Raw genomic sequence first — 22,557 nt, forward strand, 5'->3', positions numbered from 1 at the left:
GTCGGTGATGGTCGGCGGGACGGCGATGGCGGGAGGGACGGGGGGAGGGGGGGGGGGGGGGGGGAAGGGGGGGGGGGGGGGGGGGGGGGGGGGGGGGGCCACCCCCCCCCCCCCCCCCGCGCCACATCGTTGGACACCCCGTCCAACCACGGACGGGTGATCCTTCCAACGAGGCGCATGAACAGCGCCGTCGCAGCACTACACTCTCAACAACATTCGCGTTCAGGCCCACAGCGTCGTGCGCTTTCACGCGGCAAGCCCCCTCCACCGCCTGCGGCCGTCGGGACGGCCGTCCGCACTGGATCTGTGAGGACTCACGTGAGCTCGAAACCCGTCGTACTCATCGCTGAAGAGCTGTCGCCCGCCACCGTCGACGCCCTGGGCCCGGACTTCGAGATCCGGCACTGCAACGGCGCGGACCGCGCCGAGCTGATCCCCGCCATCGCCGACGTGGACGCGATCCTGGTCCGCTCCGCGACCAAGGTCGACGCCGAGGCCATCGCCGCCGCCAACAAGCTCCGGGTCGTCGCCCGTGCCGGTGTCGGCCTGGACAACGTCGACGTCTCCGCCGCCACCAAGGCCGGCGTGATGGTCGTGAACGCCCCGACCTCCAACATCGTCACCGCCGCCGAGCTCGCGTGCGGTCTGCTCGTCGCCACCGCGCGCAACATCCCGCAGGCCAACACCGCGCTGAAGAACGGCGAGTGGAAGCGCTCGAAGTACACGGGCGTCGAGCTCAGCGAGAAGACCCTCGGCGTCGTCGGCCTCGGCCGCATCGGCGTCCTGGTCGCCCAGCGGATGTCCGCGTTCGGCATGAAGATCGTCGCGTACGACCCCTACGTGCAGCCGGCCCGCGCCGCCCAGATGGGGGTGAAGCTGCTGGCCCTGGACGAGCTCCTGGAGGTCGCCGACTTCATCACCGTCCACCTGCCGAAGACCCCGGAGACCCTCGGCCTCATCGGCGACGAGGCGCTGCACAAGGTCAAGCCGTCCGTCCGGATCGTCAACGCCGCGCGCGGCGGGATCGTCGACGAGGCCGCGCTGTACTCGGCGCTCAAGGAGGGCCGGGTCGCGGGCGCGGGCCTCGACGTGTACGCGAAGGAGCCCTGCACGGACTCCCCGCTCTTCGAGCTCGACCAGGTCGTCTGCACCCCGCACCTCGGCGCGTCCACGGACGAGGCCCAGGAGAAGGCCGGTATCGCGGTCGCCCGCTCGGTGCGCCTCGCGCTCGCCGGCGAGCTGGTCCCGGACGCGGTCAACGTCCAGGGCGGCGTCATCGCCGAGGACGTCAAGCCGGGTCTGCCGCTGGCCGAGAAGCTCGGCCGGATCTTCACCGCGCTTGCGGGCGAGGTCGCGGCGCGTCTCGACGTCGAGGTGTACGGCGAGATCACCCAGCACGACGTGAAGGTGCTCGAACTCTCCGCGCTCAAGGGCGTGTTCGAGGACGTGGTCGACGAGACCGTGTCGTACGTCAACGCCCCGCTGTTCGCGCAGGAGCGCGGTGTCGAGGTCCGTCTGACCACGAGCAGCGAGTCGCCCGACTTCCGTAACGTGGTCACCGTCCGCGGCACGCTCGCGAGCGGTGAGGAGGTCGCGGTCTCCGGCACGCTGGCGGGCCCCAAGCACCTCCAGAAGATCGTCGCGGTCGGCGACTACGACATGGACGTCGCGCTCGCCGACCACATGGTGGTGCTGCGCTACGAGGACCGCCCGGGCGTCGTCGGCACCGTGGGCCGGATCCTCGGCGAGGCCGGTCTGAACATCGCGGGCATGCAGGTGTCGCGCGCGGAGGAGGGCGGCGAGGCGCTCGTCCTGCTCACCGTGGACGACACCGTCCCGGCGGCGGTGCTCGCGGAGATCGCGGCCGAGATCGGCGCGGCTTCGGCGCGCTCGGTCAACCTGGTCTGACGTAGGCCCGCCTGACAGCACCCGTACCCGGTGCGCTAGACAATCGTCTTACACGATCGTCTAGCCGCCGGGTACAGTGCTGTCATGGGACACAAGGAAGACCTGCTCGAAGGCGCCAAGCGCTGCCTCCTGGAGAAGGGCTACGCCCGCACCACGGCCCGCGACATCGTCGCCGCCTCGGGCACCAACCTGGCCTCGATCGGCTACCACTACGGCTCCAAGGACGCCCTGCTCCAGCAGGCGTTCCTCGCGCTGACGGAGGAGTGGGGCGATCAGGCGGGGGCGGCCGGCACGGGCGAGGAGCGCAGGGAGCTGCCGGCCGACCCGTACGAGCGCTTCCACGCTGTCTGGGAGCAGGTCGTCGCGGCGGCCGGGGCGAGCCGCCCGGTCTGGAAGCTCCAGACCGAGGTGGTCACCCGCATCGACGACGACGAGAAGCTGCGCGAGGCGATCAAGGAGCCCCAGCGCGAGGGCCGCCTCGGGATGGCCGAGGGCTTCCTGGGTATCGACCCGGAGAAGGACCCCGAGAAGGCCCGGGTGGCCGGGCTGCTCTGCCAGGCGCTCGCGACCGGCGTGATGATCCAGTGGATGGTGGACCCGGAGACCGCCCCGACGGCGGATGACCTGACGGAGGGGCTCAGGGTCCTGATGGGCGACTCCTGACTATGGCTGGTGCGGGGTGCGGTAGCGCTGGGCGAGCCGGGCGAGGGCGACGGCGCCGAGCAGGAGGCCGAAATCTCGCAGGGCGATGTCGTAATGGCCCGGGATGGTCAGCAGGTTGACGATGATGCCGGCGAGCCATCCGGCCACCAGCCAGCCGCCGAACCGTGGAGCGACCGCGACGACGATGCCCGCCACGATCTCGATGGCGCCCACGGCGTACATGGCGGCCTGGGCGCTGCCGGGGACGATGTCGTCGATCCAGGGCGCGAGGTAGGCGGGCCAGTCGGTGAGCAGATTGGCGAACTTGTCCAGGCCGAACAGGATCGGCGCCACGGTGAAGCCGGTGCGCAGGATGAGGAAGGCCTGGTAGCCGGGGTCGGCGAGGGCGGCCCGGCGTTGCCGCGCGGGCGTGGTGGGTGTGGCTGTCGAGGAGGACATGGTGCGCCGCCTCTCCTTGTTCTCGCTGCCGTTTCTATCGGCAACTCTCATTGACTATAGAAGCGCGCTCGCTTTCTTTAGTCAATGGCTGTGGGTTTTACACTGGTGTTCGTGGAGCACTCGACAGCAGGACCCAGTCCGGACCCCGACGTCTCCGCCGTTGCCGCGCTCGATGAGCCGACCCGCCGGAGGCTCTACGAGCACGTGGCCCGTCAGCCCGGCCCGGTCAGCCGCGACGAGGCGGCCGCCGCCCTCGGTCTCGCCCGGAAGACCGCGGCCTTCCACCTCGACCGCCTCGCCGACGAGTCCCTCCTCGACGTCGTCTACGAGCGGCGCAGCGGCCGCACCGGCCCCGGCGCGGGCCGGCCGGCCAAGCTCTACCGGCGCTCCGGCCGCGAGATCACGGTCAGCTTGCCCGAGCGGCACTACGAGCTCGTCGGCCGGCTCCTCGCCCGGGCCCTGGAGGAGTCCGAGGCCACCGGCGAGCCGGCCAGGGCCGTGCTGCACCGCAACGCCCACGCCCTCGGCGCCCGGCTCGCGGACCGGGAGCGCACGGATCTGCTCGGGCTGCTCGATCGGTTCGGGTTCGAACCCCGGCCCGACGGAGACGCGCTCGTGCTCGGCAACTGCCCCTTCCACGTGCTGGCGCGTGAGCACACCGAGACCGTGTGCGGAATGAACCTCCATCTGATGCGCGGGGTTCTGGAAGGGCTCGACGAGGACGGCTTCCAGGCGTGCCCGACGCCCGCTGACGGGCACTGCTGTGTCCGCCTGGAGCCCGCGCGGGGCGCCGCTACAGCCGCAACAGCCGTGACGCGCGGCTCCGATACAGCCGCAACAGCCGTGACGCGCGGCTCCGCTACAGCCGGGACGCCTTGAGCGCCATGTGCAGCAGCAGCCGGTCCTCGCCCGCGTCGAGGTCGAGGCCGGTGAGCTGCTCGACGCGCGAGAGGCGGTAGTAGAGCGTCTGGCGGTGGATGCCCAGGGCCGCCGCCGTGCGGCCCGCCTGGCCCGCGTTGTCGAGGAACACCTCGGCGGTGCGGGCCAGTTCGGTGTGGGCGGGGGAGAGCAGGGAGCGGACCGCGGGGTCCTGCTCGGTTGCAGGGAGGGCGGTGAGGAGGCGGTACGGACCGATGGCCGACCATTCGGCGAGCGGGCCGAGCCGGGGGTCCGCGGTCGCCGCCCTGGTCGCGGCGGTGGCCTCGCGCCAGGCGGCGTCCAGGTCGGCGAGGCCGCGGCGGGGTCCCGCGATGCCCGTGACGGCGCCCTCGCCCGCCGCGCCCCGGAGGCGGTCGGCGGCGGCCACGGCGGGCGCGAGGCTGTCGGCGGCCCGCAGCCGGACCAGGACGGCGAGGGCCCGCGAACCCTCCGCGCCCCCGGCGGCCTGTCCGGGCGCGGTCGCGCCCGCCCCCGCCGGCGGTCGCCACGGCACCGTGCACAGGGCCGCCGAGGCCGGAACCGTACGGGACGAGGGGCCGTCCTCGTCGGGCCAGGGGGCCACGCACACCACCGTGTGCAACCCCTCCGCGTCCGGGCCCAGGGCCGTACGCAGCGCCGCGAGCGCCATGTCGTACTGCCAGCCGCGCTCCGCCGCCAGGGCAGCCCGCAGCTCGCGCGAGAGGTCCGTGCCCGCGCGCTCCTCGTCGGCGAGGAGGCCGCCGATCCGGGTGGCGACCTCCATCGCGGCGGTGAGCTGGGCCTGGGTCGGGCCGGGCTCGGCGTCGAGCAGCCAGACGTACCCGAGCACCACGCCCCGATGGCGTACGGGGAGGCAGATGCGGTCCCGGAACACCCCGGCGTCCGGGGCGGCCGGGATACGGACCGGGCCCGTCGCCCGGGTGATCCCGAAGCCCTCGAACCACTCGCGGACCGCCGGCGTCGACTTCCGGGTCAGGATCGACCGCGTCCGGACCGGGTCCATGGCCGTGTCGTCGTCGCTGTCGTGGGCACCGAAGGCGATCAGCCCGAAGTCGCGGTTCTCGAGCGTCGCCGGCGCATCCAGCAGCGCGGAGATCTCGTCCACCAGTTCTTGGTAATCGCCCTTCACGGCGCCATTCTCGCACCGCGGAGCACGCCCCCTCAGACATATGTATGAGATGCCGGCCACGGATGCGTGACAGCTGTCGATGGCAGAGGATCGGAGCGATCCTTAGGTTTCACGGTGGTTCTCCGTGCTGTTCCCGGTTGCTTACGAAAGACCAGGTACGGCACCTTTCCTCACCCTGCCCTCTGGAGGTCCCCGTGCTGGGTCCCGTGATCCTCGCAGCGTCCCGCAGCGACAAGATGCGCCGTTTCGTGTCGGCCGCCCCCGGGACCAAGCAGGTCGTGGAGCGGTTCATCGCCGGTGAGACGGTCGACGACGTCATCCCGATCGTCGAGGACATCACCGGCCGAGGCCTGGAGGTCACCCTCGACGTCGTCGGCGAGGACATCACCACCGTCGAGCAGTCCCACGCGGCCCGCGACGCCTACCTGGAGCTCATCGGCCGCCTGAAGGAGCTGGGCCTCGGCGAGCGCGCCGAGATGTCCGTGAAGCTGTCCATGTTCGGCCAGGCGCTGGACAATGGACACGAGCTCGCGCTCGCCAACGTGCGCCCGGTCGTCGAGGCCGCCGCCGAGATCGGCACCACGGTCACCCTGGACGCCGAGGACCACACCACCCTCGACTCGATGTTCGCCATCCACGAGGAGCTGCGGAAGGACTTCCCGCAGACCGGCTGCGTCATCCAGGCGTACCTCTTCCGCACGGAGGAGGACGCCCGCCGCCTCGCCGCGAACGGCTCCCGCGTGCGGATCGTGAAAGGCGCCTACAAGGAGCCCGCGTCCGTCGCCCTCCAGGACAAGTCCGAGATCGACAAGGCCTACGTCCGGATCATGAAGATCCTGATGGAGGGCGAGGGCTACCCGATGATCGGGACCCACGACCCCCGCCTCATCTCCATCTGCCAGGAGCTCGCCCGCCGCGCGGGGCGCAAGCTGGACGAGTACGAGTTCCAGATGCTGTACGGCATCCGCAGCGAGGAGCAGAACCGTCTCGCCGCAGAGGGACACCGCATGCGTGTCTACACCGCGTACGGCACCGACTGGTACGGCTACTTCATGCGCCGCCTCGCGGAGAAGCCGGCCAACCTCCTCTTCTTCGTCCGCTCCATCCTCACCAAGCGCTGAGCCCCTCAAAAGGAGTATCGAGACTCATGGACGCTGTAACCCAGGTCCCCGCTCCGGTCAACGAGCCGGTGCACAGCTACGCCCCCGGTTCCCCGGAGCGCGCCCGTCTGGAGGCCAAGCTCAAGGAGCTGGCCGAGAACCCGCGCGAGCTGCCGATGACCATCGGCGGAGTGAAGCGCATGGGCGGCGGCGAGCGCGTCGACGTCGTGCAGCCGCACAACCACAAGGCCGTCATCGGCACCTTCGCCGGCGCCACCCAGCAGGACGCCCAGGACGCCATCGACGCCGCCCTGGCCGCCGCGCCGGCCTGGCGGGCGATGTCCTTCGACGACCGCGCCGCGATCATCCTGCGCGCCGCCGAGCTGCTGGCCGGCCCCTGGCGCGAGACGCTGGCCGCCTCCACCATGCTGGGCCAGTCGAAGACCGTTCAGCAGGCCGAGATCGACACCCCCTGCGAGCTCGTCGACTTCTGGCGCTTCAACGTGGCCTACGCCCGCCAGATCCTCGCCGAGCAGCCGCCGGCGAACTCCCCGGGCGTGTGGAACCGACTGGACCACCGCCCGCTGGAGGGCTTCGTCTACGCGATCACGCCGTTCAACTTCACGGCCATCGCGGGCAACCTGCCCACCGCCCCCGCCCTCATGGGCAACGTGGTGATCTGGAAGCCGTCCCCGACCCAGACCCACTCCGCCGTGCTCCTCATGGAGCTCCTGGAGGAGGCCGGTCTGCCGAAGGGCGTCATCAACCTGGTGACGGGCGACGGCATCGCCGTCTCCGAGGTGGCCCTGAACCACCCCGACCTGGCCGGTATCCACTTCACCGGTTCGACCAGGACCTTCCAGCACCTGTGGAAGACGGTCGGCGCCAACATCGAGAAGTACCGCTCCTACCCGCGGATCGTCGGCGAGACGGGCGGCAAGGACTTCGTCGTCGCCCACCCGAGCGCCGACCGCGCTGTCCTGAAGACCGCCCTGACCCGCGGTTCCTTCGAGTTCCAGGGCCAGAAGTGCTCCGCGTCCTCGCGTGCGTACATCCCGGCCTCCATCTGGAACTCGGGCTTCAGGGAGGAGTTCGCGGCCGAGGTCGACGGCATCACCATGGGTGACGTCACCGACCTGTCGAACTTCATCGGCGCCGTCATCGACGACCGCGCGTTCGCCAAGAACAAGGCCGCGATCGACCGTGCGAAGGCCGACGAGACCTGCACGATCGTCGCCGGCGGCACCTACGACGACTCGGAGGGGTACTTCGTCCGTCCGACCGTCATCGAGTGCTCCGACCCGGAGAACGAGGTCTTCACGACCGAGTACTTCGGCCCGATCCTCGCCGTCCACGTCTACGAGGACGACAAGTACGAGGAGATGCTGGCGCAGATGGAGTCGGTGTCGGCGTACGCGCTGACCGGCTCGATCATCGCCGGTGACCGGGCGGCCGCGGCCGACGCGATGGAGAAGCTCCGCTACGCGGCGGGCAACTTCTACATCAACGACAAGTCGACCGGCGCCGTCGTCGGCCAGCAGCCCTTCGGCGGCGGCCGCGCCTCCGGCACGAACGACAAGGCCGGCGCCCCGCAGAACCTGATGCGCTGGACGCTGACCCGCGCGATCAAGGAGACCCTGGTCCCGCCGACCGAGTACGGCTACCCCCACATGGGCTGATGCCCCTGCCTCTTCGAGGCTCCTGAACACCGCCCCCCTCCTGGACCCCCAAACCAGGCCGGGGGCGGTTCTCATTTGGGCGGTTCTCATTTCCCCTTCACGACCCTGCGGGTCAGGAAGTCGTCGATCAGGGCGGCGATCGTCGGCGCGTGTGTCTCCAGGGCGAAGTGGCCGGTGGGCAGGAGGTGGATCTCGGCGTCCGGGAGGTCGCGGGCGAAGGCCTTGGCACCGGCCGGGACGAAGACCTCGTCGCCCTCGCCCCAGACGGCGAGCAGGGGGACCCGGCTGGTGCGGAAGTACTCCTGGAAGGCGGGGTAGAGCGCGAAGTTGGAGCCGTAGTCGGCGATCAGGCCGAGCTGGATGGCGTCCTGGCCGTCGCGGGCCATCAGGGCGGCGTCGTGGTACCAGGCGTCGGGGCTGAGCAGGTCGCGGAACTCGGCCGGGACGCCGGTCTCGTACTGCCACCTGATGCCGTCGAGGGAACGGATCGCGCGGACCGGCTCCTCGGTCTCGGGGGTGCGCTCGGCGATCAGGACGAGGACCGGGGCCCAGGCGTCGGCGCCGAGGCCCTCCTCGTACGCGTTCCCGTTCTGGGTGACGATCGCGGTGACGCGCTCGGGGTGGGCGAGGGCGAGGCGCAGGCCGATGGGGGCGCCGTAGTCCTGGATGTAGAGGGCGAACCGGTCCAGGCCGAGGGCCTCGGTGAACTCGGCGGTGAGCGCGGCCAGTTCGGCGAAGGTGTAGTCGAACTCCTCGGCCGGCGGCGCCGCGCTGCGGCCGAAGCCGAGGTGGTCGGGGGCGATCAGCCGGAAGTTGTCGGCGAGGAGCGGGATCAGGTCGCGGAACATGTGCGAGCTGGTGGGGAAGCCGTGCAGCAGAAGCAGGACGGGCGCGTCGGCGGGGCCTGCCTCCCGGTAGAAGATCTCATGGCCGCGGACGGTGGTGGTGCGGTGGTGGACCTGCTGCACGGGAGACATATCTAACCCCTCAAGGCGCTCTGGCTGGTTGCCAGTGAGAGTGAAGCAATCCTGGGCTAACCTGTCAAATGCGGAATGGTGGTTAGGGTGGGGTGGAGGAGACTGGAGGCATGACCGTGACGACCGCAGCCACCCATGAACTCGGGCCCGAACGGCTTTCCGCGATAAGGGAGATGCTCGACGCCGCCTTCGACGGCGACTTCTCCGACGAGGACTGGGACCATGCCCTCGGCGGCATCCACGCCTGGATCGAGGACGAGCGCGGCGTGGCCGCCCACGGCAGCGTCGTCATGCGGCGCGTGCTCCATGAGGGCCGTTCGTACCGCGTTGGGTACGTCGAAGGCGTCGGCGTCCGCCTCGACCGGCGGCGCCAGGGGCTCGCGGGGCTCGTCATGGCCGAGTTGGAGCGGGTGATCGACGGGGCGTACGCGTTCGGCGCGCTGTCCGCCTCCGACGACGGGGCCGCGCTCTACGCGGCGCGCGGCTGGCACCGGTGGGAGGGCCGTATCGAGGCACTCTCCCCCGAAGGGATCGTCCACCTGCCCGAGGAGGAGGGCTCGACCTACGTCCGGCCGGCAGGCGGCCGGAGGCTGCCGGGCGGGGGCGCCGCGCTCGTCTTCGACTGGCGCGACGGCGACCTGCTCTAGCCGGGCGCTCATCCGGGAGCTGCGGGCGGGTGTGAGCTGAGCGCCGTCTCAGATAGTAGGAAGTCCGAGTAATTGTGGAGACAGATGCGGCCGCCTGTCCTAGCTTTGTAGGAGCCGAACGTCTCGCTCCATCAGCGAATGGCGGTCGAGAGCGCGATGCCCCTGTGCAGGCAACCCCTGCGGGCCCGCTCCCCGCCCCTTCCGGCGCCTTCGATCACCACTGATCTCAAGGAGTCGATCCCCCATGGCCGCTGAGACCGCCCGCCGTGTCCGCCACTCCGTCGCCCGCCCCAGCGGCGACGAGGCCCGCAAGAACGCCGCCGCCGCCCTCCAGCGCGCCCTCGACCGCCGCGACAACGGCGGCTCGACCGGGCACTGACACCTGGCGCCGGGCGCGCCGCGGCGCGCCCGCCCGTCCGTATCGTGGACGATGAGTGTCAGTCGATGGGACGAGGAGTAGGGTGCCGCCATGTCTCACAGCATCAATCTCGCAGTCATTCCCGGCGACGGCATCGGCCAGGAGGTCGTGGCCCAGGGCCTCAAGGTCCTCGCTGCCGCCCTCCCGCAGGATGTGAAGCTGGAGACGAAGGAGTACGACTTCGGCGCCAAGCGCTACCACGCGACCGGTGAGACCCTCACCGACGCCGACGTCGCGGCCCTCAAGCAGCACGACGCCATCCTGCTCGGCGCGATCGGCGACCCGTCGGTCCCGAGCGGCGTCCTCGAGCGCGGCTTCCTGCTGAAGCTCCGCTTCCTCTTCGACCACCACGTCAACCTGCGTCCCTCGAAGCTGCTCCCCGGCGTGTCGACCCCGCTCAAGGGCCAGCCCGAGATCGACTTCATCGTGGTCCGCGAGGGCACCGAGGGCCCGTACACCGGCAACGGCGGCTCGATCCGCACCGGCACCCCGCACGAGGTCGCCACCGAGGTCTCCGTCAACACGGCCTTCGGTGTCGAGCGCGTCGTCCGCGACGCCTTCGCCCGCGCCCAGGCCCGCCCGCGCAAGAAGCTGACGCTGGTCCACAAGAACAACGTCCTCGCGTACGCGGGTCACCTCTGGACCAACATTTTCAACAAGGTGGCCGAGGAGTTCCCCGAGGTCACCACCGACTACCTGCACGTGGACGCGGCGACGATCTTCCTCGTCACGCAGCCCGAGCGCTTCGACGTGATCGTCACCGACAACCTCTTCGGCGACATCATCACCGACCTCGCCGCGGCCGTCTCCGGCGGCATCGGCGTCGCCGCCTCCGGCAACATCAACCCGAGCGGCGAGTTCCCCTCCATGTTCGAGCCCGTGCACGGCTCCGCGCCGGACATCGCGGGCCAGGGCAAGGCCGACCCCACGGCCACCGTGCTCTCCGTCGCCCTCCTCCTGCGCCACCTCGGCTACGAGACCGAGGCCGGCCGCATCGAGGCCGCCGTCGCCGCCGACCTGACCGAGCGCGGCGACTCCGTCCGTACGACGGACGAGATCGGCGACGCGCTCGCCGTACGAGTAGCGAGCTGACCCGACGCTGACGCCACACAGCCGCCGGGTCGCTTCCCAAGCACCCGGCGGCTGTACCTATGCGGTCGCAGGGTGCCACCATCAAACCCTGGACCGCACCACACTCCGTTTCGTGCACCGGTCCCCACGGGCGATAATCGAACGTGGGGCCGCGGCATGCGGGAAAGCTCGGACGTCCTAGCAGAGCACTGATAGCGGCGTGAGCGCGGTCCGTCACACACAACCGGTGAAGGACTAGCACTCATGACGACGCCCACGATCGAGCTCAAGCCCTCCTCCAGCCCGCTGTCCGACGCGGAGCGCGAGGCGATCCTGGCCACCCCCGGATTCGGCCGCCACTTCACCGACCACATGGTGACGATCCGCTGGACCGAGGGCCGCGGCTGGCACGACGGCCAGCTCGTGCCGTACGGCCCGCTCTCGCTCGACCCCGCCACGAACGTCCTGCACTACGCCCAGGAGATCTTCGAGGGCCTGAAGGCCTACCGCCGTCCCGACGGCACCGTCGCCACCTTCCGCCCCGACGCCAACGCCCGGCGCTTCCAGGCCTCCGCGCACCGGCTCGCCATGCCGGAGCTGCCCGTCGAGACGTTCATCGAGGCGTGCGACGTCCTCGTCCAGCAGGACAAGGCGTGGGTTCCGGCGCACGGCGGCGAGGAGTCCCTCTACCTGCGCCCGTTCATGATCGCGACCGAGGTCGGTCTCGGGGTGCGGCCGGCGAACGAGTACCTCTTCGTCGTCATCGCCTCGCCCGCCGGTCCGTACTTCCCCGGTGGCGTGAAGCCCGTCTCCATCTGGCTCTCCGAGGACCGCGTCCGTGCGGTCCCCGGCGGTATGGGCGACGCCAAGACCGGCGGCAACTACGCGGCCTCCCTGCTGGCCCAGGCCGAGGCGGCGGAGCGGGGCTGCGACCAGGTCGCCTACCTCGACGCCGTGGAGCACAAGTGGGTCGAGGAGCTCGGCGGGATGAACCTGTACTTCGTGTACGGCAACAAGATCGTCACGCCGACGCTCACCGGCTCCCTGCTCGCCGGCATCACCCGTGACTCGCTCCTCCAGCTCGCGAAGGACCTCGGCTACGAGTCCGTCGAGGACCGCGTCTCGATCGACCAGTGGAAGGCCGACACCGAGAACGGCACCCTGACCGAGGTCTTCGCCTGTGGCACGGCCGCGGTCATCACGCCGGTCGGCACGGTGAAGTCGGCGCGCGGCGAGTGGCAGCAGTCGGGCGGGCAGCCCGGCGAGGTCACGATGAAGCTCCGCGACGCGCTGCTCGCCATCCAGACGGGCAAGTCCGAGGACATCCACGGCTGGACCCACCAGCTCGGCTAGTCGACGACAGAGCGGCCCCCGGGGCATACCCCCGGGGGCCGCTTCGCGCCCGCCTGTCGCTCAGGCCGCGGCGACCTCCGGCTCCGGTTCCTGCTCGCGTACCGCCGCCGCGCGGTTCGGCGTCAGCACCGCGTACAGCACGCCGCCCACGACCCCCGACAGCACGAAGCTGCAGTCGATCCCGCCCGTGAGGGCAAGCAGTGGACCCTCGTAGAGCGGCGTCGACACCGACGCGAGGCCCACGGCGGCGCCGATCGCCCATGACGCCGTCGCCCGCGCGTGCCAGCCCGCCGTGAACCAGTACGCCCCGCCCCGCGCACGGCGGTTGTAGACCTGGAGCGCCTCCGGGTCGTACGCGCCCTTGCAGCGCGCGTGCCCGATCAGCGTGATCACCGCCCACGGCGTACCGATCGCGGTCAGCAGCAGCACGAACGACGTCATCGCGGTCTGCGCGTCCGAGGCGAAGTGGCCGAGGAAGACGAAGGCCGTCGCCACCGCCGCCACCACCAGCGTCGCCCGCGCCCGGGTCGCCCGCGGCAGGATCGCGTCCAGGTCCAGGCCCATCGAGTAGAGCATCAGCCCCGCGTTGCCGACCGAGCCGGCGGTCGCCGCGAGCAGCAGCGGCACCAAGTACCAGGCGGGGGAGGCCTCGACGAGCGGCCCGGCGTAGTCCAGCGCCCCACGTGCCGCCAACGCCGTGTACGTACCGAAGAGCTGAGGGATCAACAGGCCGATGATCAGGCCCAGACAGGTGGCCTTCCAGACCGTCTTCGAGCTGTGCCGCTCGGGGGATATGTAGCGGGTGTAGTCGCCGAGCAGCGTGATGAAGGCGACCGGGCCGCTGAGTCCGGCCGCGACGGCCGAGAGCACCCAGGTCGGCCAGAACGAGCCGAGCAGGTACGGGGTTTCGGGTACCGCGGCCGTGGTGAAGTCCCCGGCGTACGCGACAAGGCCGATGGCGAGCAGCAGGGTCATGCCGATCGCGAGCGCCTTGCTGAGCCGGAGCAGCAGCCGGTATCCGTACACCGCGCCGACCACCGTGCAGGCGGCGAGCAGGGCGTACACCACGGTGTGCGTGGCGTCGCCGGTCGGCAGGCCGATCAGCCGGGCGAGCGTGCCCACCATCACGTCTCCGCCGATCCACAGCGTCAGTGCCGTGTAGCCGAGCGAGAGCAGCAGTCCGACCACCGAGCCGACGAGCCGGCCGCGGACGCCGAAGAAGGCGCCGCTGGAGGTGGAGAGGTTGGTCGCGGTGCGCAGCGAGACGAGCGCGAGCGGGGCGGTCACGGCGACGCCGACGAGCGTGCCGGCGACGACAGAGGTCACCGACGCCCACAGCCCGAGGCCGAAGGAGACCGGCAGCCAGCCGAAGACGATCACGCCGAGGCAGAGGTTCGAGCCGAGGAGGATCGAGATGAGATCACGCGGACCGCTGGTGCGTTCCGCTTCGGGGATGGTGTCGACTCCGCGTTGTTCGATCTTCATGGGGACTCCCTGCGGGGGTGGAGTGCGGGCAAGGTGGGGGGCAGCACTTTGAGTGGCGCTCAATGTGACCTACTACCGCCACGTACGTCAATGCTTGGCTACAACGGATTGAACGTTTAGAGTGTCGCTCAAACAGGAGGTGTGTGGACGTGCGACTGACCCCCACGGAGCGCGACCGGCTGCTGCTCTTCGGCGCCGCTGAGCTCGCCCGGGCCCGCCGGGCGCGGGGCCTTCGGCTCAATGTGCCGGAGGCGACCGCCCTCATCGCGGACACCGTCTGCGAGGCGGCTCGCGACGGCAGGCGGCTCGCCGAGGCGATCGCCGCCGCCCGGTCCGTGCTCGGCCCGGACGACGTGCTGCCGGGTGTGGCCGATGTCGTCACCGAAGTGCATGTCGAGGCCGTTTTCGACGACGGCTCGCGGCTCGCGGTCGTCTCCGACCCGATCGGCGGCCCTTCCCTGGGCGACGGCGCCCCGGGCGCGCTGCTGCCGGGCCCCACCGAGGCCGCTCAGCCGCCTGCCCTGACCCTGAAGGTCCGCAACACCGCGACCGTCCCCGTCAGCGTCACCTCCCACTTCCACTTCTTCGAGGCCAACCCGCGCCTCGACTTCGACCGCGCGGCCTCCTATGGCCTGCGGCTCGCGATCCCCGCCGGCGCGTCCTTCCGCTTCGACCCGGGCGGCGAGGCGGAGGTCGGTCTCGTACCGATCGGCGGCGAGCGGATCGCCATCGGCTTCGCGGGCCTGGTCGACGGCCCGCTGGACGCGCCCGGCGCGAAGGAAGAGGCCCTGCGGCGCGCCGCGGCCTGCGGCTACCTGGGCGTACAGGCCACGAAGGAGGGCGAGTGATGGACCCGTACGAGTACGCATCGGTGCACGGCCCCCGTGCGGGCGACCGCGTCGTCCTGGGCGACTCCGGGCTCGTCGTCCGCGTGGAGTCGGACTCGCAGAAGCCCGGGGACGAGTTCCTCGCCGGCTTCGGCAAGACCGCCCGCGACGGGCTTCACCTCAAGGCCGCCGCCGTCCGCGAGACCTGTGACGTCGTGATCAGCAACGTCCTCGTGATCGACGCCGTTCAGGGCATCCGCAAGGTGTCGATCGGTATTCGCGAGGGCCGGATCCACGCCATCGGGCGCGCCGGCAACCCGGACACCCTCGACGGTGTCGACGTCGTCGTCGGCACCGGCACGTCGATCGTCTCCGGCGAGGGGCTCATCGCCACCGCCGGTGCCGTGGACACCCATGTCCACCTGCTGTCCCCGCGCATCATGGAGGCCTCCCTCGCCTCTGGTGTCACCACCATCATCGGACAGGAGTTCGGTCCTGTCTGGGGGGTTGGCGTCAACTCGCCATGGGCCCTCAAGCACGCCTTCAGCGCCTTCGACGCCTGGCCCGTCAACATCGGCTTCCTCGCCCGCGGCTCCTCCTCGGACGGCGCCCCGCTCGTGGAAGCACTGGCGGAGGGCGGGGCCTCGGGCTTCAAGGTCCACGAGGACATGGGCGCCCACACCCGCGCCCTCGACACCGCGCTCAGGGTGGCCGAGGAGCACGACGTGCAGGTCGCCCTGCACAGCGACGGCCTGAACGAGTGCCTCTCGGTCGAGGACACCCTGAGGGTGCTCGACGGCCGGACCATCCACGCCTTCCACATCGAGGGCTGCGGCGGCGGACACGTACCGAACGTCCTCAAGATGGCGGGCGTTCCGAACGTCATCGGCTCCTCCACCAACCCCACGCTGCCCTTCGGCCGCGACGCGGTCGCCGAGCACTACGGGATGATCGTCTCCGTCCACGACCTGAAGACCGACCTGCCCGGCGACGCCGCCATGGCGCGCGACCGGATCCGGGCCGGGACCATGGGCGCGGAGGACGTCCTGCACGACCTCGGCGCGATCGGGATCACCTCCTCCGACGCGCAGGGAATGGGAAGGGCCGGCGAGACCGTACGCCGGACCTTCGCCATGGCCGGGAAGATGAAGGCCGAGCTGGGCCCGCTGGAGGGCGACGGCGCGCACGACGACAACGCGCGCGTGCTGCGCTACATGGCCAAGCTCACCATCAACCCGGCGATCGCCCACGGCCTGGCGCACGAGATCGGCTCGATCGAGGTCGGCAAGATGGCCGACATCGTGCTGTGGCGGCCGCAGTTCTTCGGCGCCAAGCCCCAGATGGTGCTGAAGTCCGGCTTCCCCGCGTGGGGGGTCGTGGGCGATCCGAACGCGGCCACCGACACCTGCGAACCGCTCGTCCTCGGGCCGCTGTTCGGAGCCCACGGTGCGACCCCGGCCGACATCTCGGTCGCCTTCGTCGCGCAGGCCGCCGTCGACCTCGGCGCCGACCGGATGCCGACCCGGCGCCGCCGCGTCGCCGTCCGCGGGACCCGGGGCATCGGCCCCCGCGACCTGCTCCTCAACTCCCGTATCGGCCAGGTGGGGGTGGACGGCCGGACCGGACTGGTGTCCCTCGACGGCGACCCGATCCGCTCCGAACCGGCCGAATCCGTCTCGCTGAACCGTCTCTACTTCCTCTGAGGACTCCTCTCATGACCTTCCGTATGCCGCCCGAGTGGGCCCCGCACGAGCGCACGTGGATGGCCTGGCCCGGCCCCAACCCCACCTTCACCAATGACGAGGAGCTGGCCGAGGCCCGCACCGCGTGGGCGTCCGTGGCCCGTGCCGTACGCCGCTTCGAGCCGGTGACCATGGTGGTCGGCCCCGGCCAGCTGGACTCCGCGCGGGCGCTGCTCGGCGACGCGGTCGACCTCGTCGAGCGCGAGCTGGACGACGCCTGGATGCGCGACATCGGCCCGACCTTCGTCACGAACGGCACCGAACTGGCCGCCGTCGACTGGGTCTTCAACGGCTGGGGCGGGCAGGACTGGGCGCGCTGGGAGCACGACTCCAAGATTGCCCGCCATGTCGCGGACCTGGCGGGGGTCCCGGTATTGAGCAGCGCACTTGTCAACGAGGGCGGCGCGATCCACGTCGACGGCGAGGGAACGGTCCTGCTGACCGACACCGTCCAGCTCGGCGCGGGCCGCAACCCCGAGTGGACCCGCGAGCAGGTCGAGGCCGAGATCCACGCCAAGCTCGGCACGACGAAGGCGATCTGGCTCCCGCACGGTCTGGCCGGCGACTACGGCCTCTTCGGCACCCAGGGCCACGTCGACATCGTGGCGGCCTTCGCCAAGCCCGGTGTCGTGGTCGTCCACAGCCAGCAGGACCCGGCCCACCCGGACTACGAGCGCTCGCGGATGTACGTCGACATCCTCAGCCGCCAGACGGACGCCAAGGGCCGCACGCTCCAGGTCGTGGAGATCCCCGCCCCGACCGTCCTGAAGGACGAGGAGGGCGACTGGGTCGACTACTCGTACATCAACCACTACCTCTGCAACGGCGGCGTGGTCCTGTGCGGCTTCGACGACCCGAACGACGAGCTCGCGGCCGGCATCTTCCGCCGCCTCTTCCCGGAGCGCATCGTCACGCTGGTCGACGCGCGCGCCATCTTCGCAGGTGGGGGCGGTATCCACTGCATCACGCAGCAGCAGCCGAAGGTCTGACACCGGCCGGCGACGGCCGCGCGCCGTGTGACGGCGTGCGGCCGTTCCGCTGAGCGGGGACCGCAGGGACACCGACGCCGGCGGATCAGGTAGAACGTACGAGTGAGCAGCATCAGCCCGAATCCGCCCGCCTCCCCCCGGCGCCGCAACCACCCCGCCCCGCCCCGCGAGGACGTCCTCGCCGCCGCCATGGACACCATCGCCGAGCGCGGGCTCGACGGGCTGACCATGGCCGGGCTCGGGCGCGAGGTCGGGATGAGCAGCGGGCACCTGCTCTACTACTTCCGCACGAAGGACGAGCTGCTCCTCCAGACCCTGGAGTGGAGCGAGGGGCGGCTCGGGGCCGAGCGCAGCGCGTTGCTCTCACGGCCCGGGACGGCGCGCGAGCGGCTCGACGGGTATGTCGACGTCTACGTCCCCGACGGACCCCGCGACCCGCACTGGACCCTCTGGCTGGAGGTCTGGAACCGGTCCCAGAACGCCGACGACGACGCCCGCGCCCGGCAGGCCGCCATCGAGGGCGCCTGGCACCGGGACCTGGTCGCGCTCATCGCCGAGGGGATCTCGCGCGGCGAGTTCCGGCCCGTCGACCCCGACCGCTACGCGGCCCGGATGCGGGCCCTGCTCGACGGCTTCAGCGTCCATGTCGCGGTCGGCATCCCGGGTACGGGGCGGGAACAGGTCCTCGCCCACGTACGGGAGTTCGTCGCCGAGACGCTGATCCAGGAACCGTGACGCCCGGGCGCGCTGCCCGCATGCAGGAACCGTGACGCCCGGGCGCGCTGCCCGCATCCATGACCCCCGGGCGCGCTGCCCGCATCCTGAGACCGGCGTCCCGCGTGGCGCGCGCATGTGGCAGACTGCCGACGTGCTTGCTACCACCATGATTATCGGCAGCAGCGCGCCGGTCCGCAGTGGCCACTGAACCGCGACTCCACCCCCGCGGCAGTGGACACCGTGCCCCAGACCCGCGCGCAGACCTCTCGCACCCGCGAGAGGTTTTTTCGTTTTCCGGCCCCACCACCGCCGGAAACGGACAGCGCGTGAGAATGGGGGCAAGTGGATCCAGACCTTCCGGAGCCACATCCGACAGGAGCCATCACAGCCATGACCACGGAGACCGACGAGAGCTCGCGCCTCGACGACAGCTTCCATGTCTTCGACACGACGCTGCGCGACGGAGCGCAGCGTGAAGGCATCAACCTCACCGTCGCGGACAAGCTGACCATCGCGCGACACCTCGACGACTTCGGCGTCGGCTTCATCGAGGGCGGCTGGCCCGGGGCCAACCCGCGCGACACGGAGTTCTTCGCCCGCGCCCAGCAGGAGATCACGTTCAGGAACGCGCAGCTCGTCGCGTTCGGCGCGACCCGCAGGGCCGGCGGCAACGCCGCCGAGGACCCGCAGGTCAAGGCGCTCCTGGACTCCGGCGCCCCCGTGATCACCCTGGTCGCTAAGTCGCACGACCGGCACGTCGAACTCGCCCTGCGCACCACCCTGGACGAGAACCTGGAGATGGTCCGCGACACCGTCTCCTACCTGTGCTCCCAGGGCCGCCGCGTGTTCGTCGACTGCGAGCACTTCTTCGACGGCTACAAGGCCAACCCGCAGTACGCCAAGGACGTCGTCCGCGCCGCCTCCGAGGCCGGCGCCGATGTCGTGATCCTCTGCGACACCAACGGCGGCATGCTCCCCGCCCAGGTCCAGGCCGTCGTCGCCACCGTCATCGCCGACACCGGCGCCCGCCTCGGCATCCACGCCCAGGACGACACCGGCTGCGCCGTCGCCAACACCCTCGCCGCCGTCGACGCGGGCGCCACGCACGTCCAGTGCACCGCCAACGGCTACGGCGAGCGGGTCGGCAACGCGAACCTCTTCCCGGTCGTCGCCGCACTGGAACTGAAGTACGGCAAGAAGGTGCTGCCCGAGGGCGCACTGCAGGAGATGACCCGGATCTCGCACGCCATCGCCGAGGTCGTCAACCTCACGCCGTCCACGCACCAGCCGTACGTGGGCGTCTCGGCCTTCGCCCACAAGGCCGGGCTGCACGCCTCCGCGATCAAGGTCGACCCCGACCTCTACCAGCACATCGACCCCGAACTCGTCGGCAACACCATGCGGATGCTCGTCTCCGACATGGCCGGCCGCGCCTCCATCGAGCTGAAGGGCAAGGAGCTCGGCGTCGACCTCGGCGACGACCGCGCGCTGGTCGCCCGGGTCGTCGAGCGGGTCAAGGAGCGCGAACTCCAGGGCTACACCTACGAGGCCGCCGACGCCTCCTTCGAGCTGCTGCTCCGCGAGGAGGCCGAGGGCCGCCCGCGCCGCTACTTCCGTACGGAGTCCTGGCGCGCGATCGTCGAGGACCGGCCCGACGGCACCCACGCCAACGAGGCGACCGTGAAGCTCTGGGCCAAGGGCGAGCGGATCGTCGCGACCGCCGAGGGCAACGGCCCCGTCAATGCCCTGGACCGCGCCATGCGGGTGGCCCTGGAGCGGATCTACCCGCAGCTCGCCAAGTTCGAGCTGGTGGACTACAAGGTCCGCATCCTGGAGGGCCGCCACGGCACGGAGTCCACGACCCGCGTCCTGATCACCACCAGCGACGGCAACGGGGAGTGGTCGACGGTCGGCGTCGGGGAGAACGTGATCGCCGCGTCCTGGCAGGCGCTGGAGGACGCGTTCACGTACGGGCTGCTGCGCGTCGGGGTCGACCCGGCGGAATAGGCGCGTCGTGCCGCCCGATACGTCCCGGTACGCCCCAGCATGGTCGGCATGGCTAGGACGTTCTGCAGTACCCGTACGAGAACGGCGGCGGCCCTCACGGCCGCCGCCGTCCTGACCGGATGCCTCACGGCCGCCTCGGCTCCGGCCGCCCCGGACGCCGGCGACACCGTCCGGATCACCGCCGCGCCGGTCACCACCGTCGCCGAGGGCGCCACGGCCCGGGTCCGCGTCACCCTCCAGTCCGCCCGGGCCCTCGCCGGGCCCGTGACGGTCGCGTACACGACCGGCGGCGGCACCGCCCGGGCCGGGAACGACTTCCCGGCCGCCGTCACCGGCCGTCTCACCTTCCCCCAGGGCGCCGGGCCCGGCAGCACCCTCACGATTCCGGTCGCCACCCTCCGCGACCGCGCGGCGGAAGCGGCCGAGACCATCCCGCTGCGCCTCACCGTCGAGGGCGCCCGGGGCCCCGACGAGACCCCGCGCGTCGTCGTGAACGCTCACGGCCTGCCCTACCTCGACCCCACGCGCTCGGTGCGCGCGCGGGCCGCCGACCTCCTCGGCCGGATGACCCTCGAGGAGAAGGCCGGCCAGATGACCCAGGCCGGGAACAACACGCTCGGCTCGCCCGAGGACATCACCACGTACGCCGTCGGCTCGGTCGTCTACGAGGGCGAACCCACCCCGGTGGCCCGTACGCCCGAGGAGTGGCGCCAGACGGCCGACGCGCAGCAGACCCGCGCCCTCGCCACCCGGCTCCAGATCCCGCTGCTCCTCGCGTCGGACGCCGTCCACGGCCACGCCTTCGCCAAGGGCACCACCGTCATGCCGCACAACATCGGCATCGGAGCCACCCGCGACCCGGCGCTCGCCGAACGGCTCGCCGCCCTCACCGCCCGCGAACTCCGTGCCACCGGCGTCAGCTGGAACTTCGCGCCCTGCCTGTGCGTCGTCCGCGACGAGCGCTGGGGCCGTACGTACGAGTCCTACGGCGAGGACCCGGAGCTGGTCGCCTCCATGGCCACCGTCGTCCGCGGCCTCCAGGGCGCGCCGGACGGCAGCGACCTGGACCGCAACGACAAGGTCCTGGCCACCGCCAAGCACTTCATCGCCGACGGCGGCACCGCCTACGGCACGGGCCGGGCCCCCTACGTGATCGACCAGGGCGTCGCCCGGCTCGGCCGCAGTGAGCTGGAGCGCCTCCACCTCCGTCCGTTCCGGGCGGCTCTGGAGCTCGGCGCCGGCTCGGTCATGCCCTCGTTCTCCTCCCTCGAAGTCGACGGGGACCGCAAGGGTGCCGTGAAGATGCACAGCAACCCGGAGATGATCAACGGTCTTCTCAAGGGCGAGCTGGGCTTCCCCGGGATCGTCGGCAGCGACTGGGAGGCCGTGGACCAGATGGACGGCGACGCCGTCTCCAACGTGCGGGACGCCGTCAACGCCGGCATCGACATGAACATGACCCCGCTCACGTACAAGAGCTCCGTGCGGATCATCACCGACGAGGTCCGCGCCGGCCGCATCCCCCTCTCGCGCGTCGACGACGCCGTCCGCCGGATCCTGGAGCAGAAGTTCCGCCTCGGCCTCTTCGAGCGGCCCTACACCGACATCACCCACGTCGGCGCGATCGGCTCCGCCGCGCACCGCGCCGTCGCCCGCGAGGCCGTCGCCAAGTCCCAGGTACTGCTGAAGAACACCTCGGGCGTGCTGCCGCTCAGCCCCGGGCAGCGGGTGTACGTCGCCGGGTCCAACGCCGACGACCTCGGCAACCAGACCGGCGGCTGGACCGTGACCTGGCAGGGCACCTCCGGCCGGCTCATCCCCGGGACCACCATCCTGGAGGGCATCCGCCAGGCCGCATCCGACAGCCGTGTCACGTACTCCAGGGACGCCTCCGCCCCCTTCGACGGGCACGACGTGGGGGTGGTGGTCGTCGGCGAGACCCCGTACGCGGAAGGCGTGGGCGACGTCGGTGCGAACGGTCACGACCTGGAACTCTCCGAGGCCGACGGCAAGGCCGTGGACGCCGTCTGCTCCGCGATGAAGTGCGTGGTCCTGGTCGTCTCCGGGCGGCCTCAGCTGGTCGGCGACCGGCTGGCGGACATGGACGCGCTGGTCGCCTCCTGGCTCCCCGGCACCGAGGGCGGCGGCGTGGCCGACGTCCTCTACGGCAAGCGGCCCTTCACCGGCCGGCTTCCGCTGACCTGGCCGAGGAGCGCCGCGCAGGTGCCGATCAACGTGGGCGACGCCGCCTACGATCCGGAGTTCCCGTACGGCTGGGGCATCACCACCGGTGACGTGGGTTTCGGCGAGTTCCCCTGGCGCCGGAAGACCCTCCAGGAGCAGGTCCAGAGCGGCGGCGCCCGCGCCATGACCCCCGCCGTGGCCAGGGCGTTCGCCGAGGCCGAGCGGCTGCTCGTGCGCGGCGACCGGGCGGGTGCCCTCAAGGAGCTGAAGTCCGCGCAGCGGGCCGTGCGGAGATAGTCAAACCT

General features: G+C 71.3%; 19 protein-coding genes. 15 read left to right on the forward strand and 4 right to left on the reverse strand.

Annotated features, from left to right (window positions below; translation table 11 throughout):
- Positions 1–318: 318 nt before the first annotated feature.
- Complete coding sequence (serA, locus tag ACZ4VI_RS33625) at positions 319–1,908, forward strand: phosphoglycerate dehydrogenase (RefSeq protein WP_468005541.1); 1,590 nt, start codon at positions 319–321, stop codon at positions 1,906–1,908.
- Between the two features lie 84 nt (positions 1,909–1,992).
- Positions 1,993–2,571: a TetR/AcrR family transcriptional regulator gene (locus ACZ4VI_RS33630; protein WP_468005542.1), complete on the forward strand. Its 579-nt coding sequence runs from the start codon at positions 1,993–1,995 to the stop codon at positions 2,569–2,571.
- Here ACZ4VI_RS33630 and ACZ4VI_RS33635 read toward each other — a convergent pair whose 3' ends face one another.
- Positions 2,572–3,009, reverse strand: a complete 438-nt coding sequence (locus ACZ4VI_RS33635) for a hypothetical protein (protein WP_468005544.1) — start codon at positions 3,007–3,009, stop codon at positions 2,572–2,574.
- An 84-nt stretch (positions 3,010–3,093) separates the two neighbouring features.
- On the opposite strand from ACZ4VI_RS33635, the gene ACZ4VI_RS33640 reads away from it, so the two are divergent.
- Positions 3,094–3,888 carry a helix-turn-helix transcriptional regulator gene (locus ACZ4VI_RS33640; RefSeq protein ID WP_468005546.1) on the forward strand — a complete coding sequence of 265 codons (795 nt, stop codon included), beginning with the start codon at positions 3,094–3,096 and terminating at the stop codon, positions 3,886–3,888.
- On the opposite strand, the gene ACZ4VI_RS33645 is transcribed toward ACZ4VI_RS33640, so the two are convergent.
- Positions 3,869–5,056, reverse strand: coding sequence for a PucR family transcriptional regulator (locus tag ACZ4VI_RS33645; protein ID WP_468005548.1), 1,188 nt, complete (start codon positions 5,054–5,056; stop codon positions 3,869–3,871). The two genes, ACZ4VI_RS33640 and ACZ4VI_RS33645, sit on opposite strands and share 20 nt — an antisense overlap.
- A 194-nt stretch (positions 5,057–5,250) precedes the next feature.
- On the opposite strand from ACZ4VI_RS33645, the gene ACZ4VI_RS33650 reads away from it, so the two are divergent.
- Together ACZ4VI_RS33650 and pruA are read left to right on the forward strand one after the other, a co-directional pair.
- Positions 5,251–6,177 (forward strand): proline dehydrogenase family protein, encoded by a 927-nt coding sequence (locus ACZ4VI_RS33650; RefSeq protein ID WP_468005550.1) that lies wholly within the window; start codon positions 5,251–5,253, stop codon positions 6,175–6,177.
- 26 nt (positions 6,178–6,203) lie between these two features.
- On the forward strand, positions 6,204–7,835 hold the full coding sequence (pruA, locus tag ACZ4VI_RS33655) for an L-glutamate gamma-semialdehyde dehydrogenase (RefSeq protein WP_468005552.1): 1,632 nt from the start codon (positions 6,204–6,206) through the stop codon (positions 7,833–7,835).
- An 86-nt stretch (positions 7,836–7,921) separates the two neighbouring features.
- On the opposite strand, the gene ACZ4VI_RS33660 is transcribed toward pruA, so the two are convergent.
- The gene (locus ACZ4VI_RS33660) at positions 7,922–8,812 is read right to left on the reverse strand and encodes an alpha/beta fold hydrolase (protein ID WP_468005554.1); all 891 of its coding nucleotides are present in this window, start codon (positions 8,810–8,812) and stop codon (positions 7,922–7,924) included.
- A gap of 110 nt (positions 8,813–8,922) precedes the next feature.
- On the opposite strand from ACZ4VI_RS33660, the gene ACZ4VI_RS33665 reads away from it, so the two are divergent.
- The 4 genes from ACZ4VI_RS33665 to ACZ4VI_RS33680 all read left to right on the forward strand — a co-directional run bounded on the left by ACZ4VI_RS33665 (position 8,923) and on the right by ACZ4VI_RS33680 (position 12,301).
- Positions 8,923–9,459, forward strand: coding sequence for a GNAT family N-acetyltransferase (locus ACZ4VI_RS33665; protein ID WP_468005555.1), 537 nt, complete (start codon positions 8,923–8,925; stop codon positions 9,457–9,459).
- Positions 9,460–9,703: 244 nt separating this feature from the next.
- Entirely contained in the window at positions 9,704–9,838 is a 135-nt protein-coding gene (locus tag ACZ4VI_RS33670; RefSeq protein ID WP_468005557.1) for a hypothetical protein, read from the forward strand.
- 90 nt (positions 9,839–9,928) lie between these two features.
- A complete protein-coding gene (locus ACZ4VI_RS33675) occupies positions 9,929–10,969 on the forward strand; it encodes a 3-isopropylmalate dehydrogenase (protein WP_468005558.1) in 1,041 nt (346 codons plus the stop codon).
- A 243-nt stretch (positions 10,970–11,212) separates the two neighbouring features.
- Positions 11,213–12,301, forward strand: a complete 1,089-nt coding sequence (locus tag ACZ4VI_RS33680) for a branched-chain amino acid aminotransferase (protein ID WP_468005560.1) — start codon at positions 11,213–11,215, stop codon at positions 12,299–12,301.
- A gap of 60 nt (positions 12,302–12,361) precedes the next feature.
- Here the strand turns inward: ACZ4VI_RS33680 and ACZ4VI_RS33685 are convergent, their stop codons facing one another.
- Positions 12,362–13,786 carry a cytosine permease gene (locus ACZ4VI_RS33685; protein ID WP_468005562.1) on the reverse strand — a complete coding sequence of 475 codons (1,425 nt, stop codon included), beginning with the start codon at positions 13,784–13,786 and terminating at the stop codon, positions 12,362–12,364.
- Positions 13,787–13,935: 149 nt separating this feature from the next.
- Here ACZ4VI_RS33685 and ureA point away from each other — a divergent pair, with 149 nt between their 5' ends.
- From ureA to ACZ4VI_RS33715, 6 genes are all read left to right on the forward strand, one after another.
- Complete coding sequence (gene ureA, locus ACZ4VI_RS33690; RefSeq protein WP_468005564.1) at positions 13,936–14,634, forward strand: urease subunit gamma; 699 nt, start codon at positions 13,936–13,938, stop codon at positions 14,632–14,634.
- Positions 14,634–16,316 carry an urease subunit alpha gene (locus ACZ4VI_RS33695; RefSeq protein ID WP_468005566.1) on the forward strand — a complete coding sequence of 561 codons (1,683 nt, stop codon included), beginning with the start codon at positions 14,634–14,636 and terminating at the stop codon, positions 16,314–16,316. Before ureA ends, ACZ4VI_RS33695 begins: the two co-directional genes overlap by 1 nt.
- A gap of 11 nt (positions 16,317–16,327) precedes the next feature.
- Positions 16,328–17,344, forward strand: a complete 1,017-nt coding sequence (locus ACZ4VI_RS33700) for an agmatine deiminase family protein (protein WP_468005567.1) — start codon at positions 16,328–16,330, stop codon at positions 17,342–17,344.
- A 189-nt stretch (positions 17,345–17,533) separates the two neighbouring features.
- Positions 17,534–18,079 carry a TetR/AcrR family transcriptional regulator gene (locus ACZ4VI_RS33705; protein ID WP_468005584.1) on the forward strand — a complete coding sequence of 182 codons (546 nt, stop codon included), beginning with the start codon at positions 17,534–17,536 and terminating at the stop codon, positions 18,077–18,079.
- Positions 18,080–18,451: 372 nt separating this feature from the next.
- Positions 18,452–20,068, forward strand: coding sequence for a citramalate synthase (gene cimA, locus ACZ4VI_RS33710; protein ID WP_468005569.1), 1,617 nt, complete (start codon positions 18,452–18,454; stop codon positions 20,066–20,068).
- A gap of 48 nt (positions 20,069–20,116) precedes the next feature.
- Positions 20,117–22,549 (forward strand): glycoside hydrolase family 3 N-terminal domain-containing protein, encoded by a 2,433-nt coding sequence (locus ACZ4VI_RS33715; RefSeq protein WP_468005570.1) that lies wholly within the window; start codon positions 20,117–20,119, stop codon positions 22,547–22,549.
- The last annotated feature ends 8 nt before the right edge of the window (positions 22,550–22,557 follow it).

It is taken from the genome of Streptomyces sp. NPDC029169 (assembly GCF_055563935.1).

Excerpts from the sequence above, each read along its gene's own strand:
- ACZ4VI_RS33630 (WP_468005542.1), top strand. The coding sequence starts at position 1,993 with ATGGGACACAAGGAAGACCTGCTCGAAGGCGCCAAGCGCTGCCTCCTG.
- ACZ4VI_RS33635 (WP_468005544.1), bottom strand. The coding sequence starts at position 3,009 with ATGTCCTCCTCGACAGCCACACCCACCACGCCCGCGCGGCAACGCCGG.
- ACZ4VI_RS33640 (WP_468005546.1), top strand. The coding sequence starts at position 3,094 with ATGGCTGTGGGTTTTACACTGGTGTTCGTGGAGCACTCGACAGCAGGA.
- pruA (WP_468005552.1), top strand. The coding sequence starts at position 6,204 with ATGGACGCTGTAACCCAGGTCCCCGCTCCGGTCAACGAGCCGGTGCAC.
- ACZ4VI_RS33660 (WP_468005554.1), bottom strand. The coding sequence starts at position 8,812 with ATGTCTCCCGTGCAGCAGGTCCACCACCGCACCACCACCGTCCGCGGC.
- ACZ4VI_RS33665 (WP_468005555.1), top strand. The coding sequence starts at position 8,923 with ATGACCGTGACGACCGCAGCCACCCATGAACTCGGGCCCGAACGGCTT.
- ACZ4VI_RS33670 (WP_468005557.1), top strand. The coding sequence starts at position 9,704 with ATGGCCGCTGAGACCGCCCGCCGTGTCCGCCACTCCGTCGCCCGCCCC.
- ACZ4VI_RS33675 (WP_468005558.1), top strand. The coding sequence starts at position 9,929 with ATGTCTCACAGCATCAATCTCGCAGTCATTCCCGGCGACGGCATCGGC.
- ACZ4VI_RS33680 (WP_468005560.1), top strand. The coding sequence starts at position 11,213 with ATGACGACGCCCACGATCGAGCTCAAGCCCTCCTCCAGCCCGCTGTCC.
- ACZ4VI_RS33685 (WP_468005562.1), bottom strand. The coding sequence starts at position 13,786 with ATGAAGATCGAACAACGCGGAGTCGACACCATCCCCGAAGCGGAACGC.
- ACZ4VI_RS33695 (WP_468005566.1), top strand. The coding sequence starts at position 14,634 with ATGGACCCGTACGAGTACGCATCGGTGCACGGCCCCCGTGCGGGCGAC.
- ACZ4VI_RS33700 (WP_468005567.1), top strand. The coding sequence starts at position 16,328 with ATGACCTTCCGTATGCCGCCCGAGTGGGCCCCGCACGAGCGCACGTGG.
- ACZ4VI_RS33705 (WP_468005584.1), top strand. The coding sequence starts at position 17,534 with ATGGACACCATCGCCGAGCGCGGGCTCGACGGGCTGACCATGGCCGGG.
- cimA (WP_468005569.1), top strand. The coding sequence starts at position 18,452 with ATGACCACGGAGACCGACGAGAGCTCGCGCCTCGACGACAGCTTCCAT.
- ACZ4VI_RS33715 (WP_468005570.1), top strand. The coding sequence starts at position 20,117 with ATGGCTAGGACGTTCTGCAGTACCCGTACGAGAACGGCGGCGGCCCTC.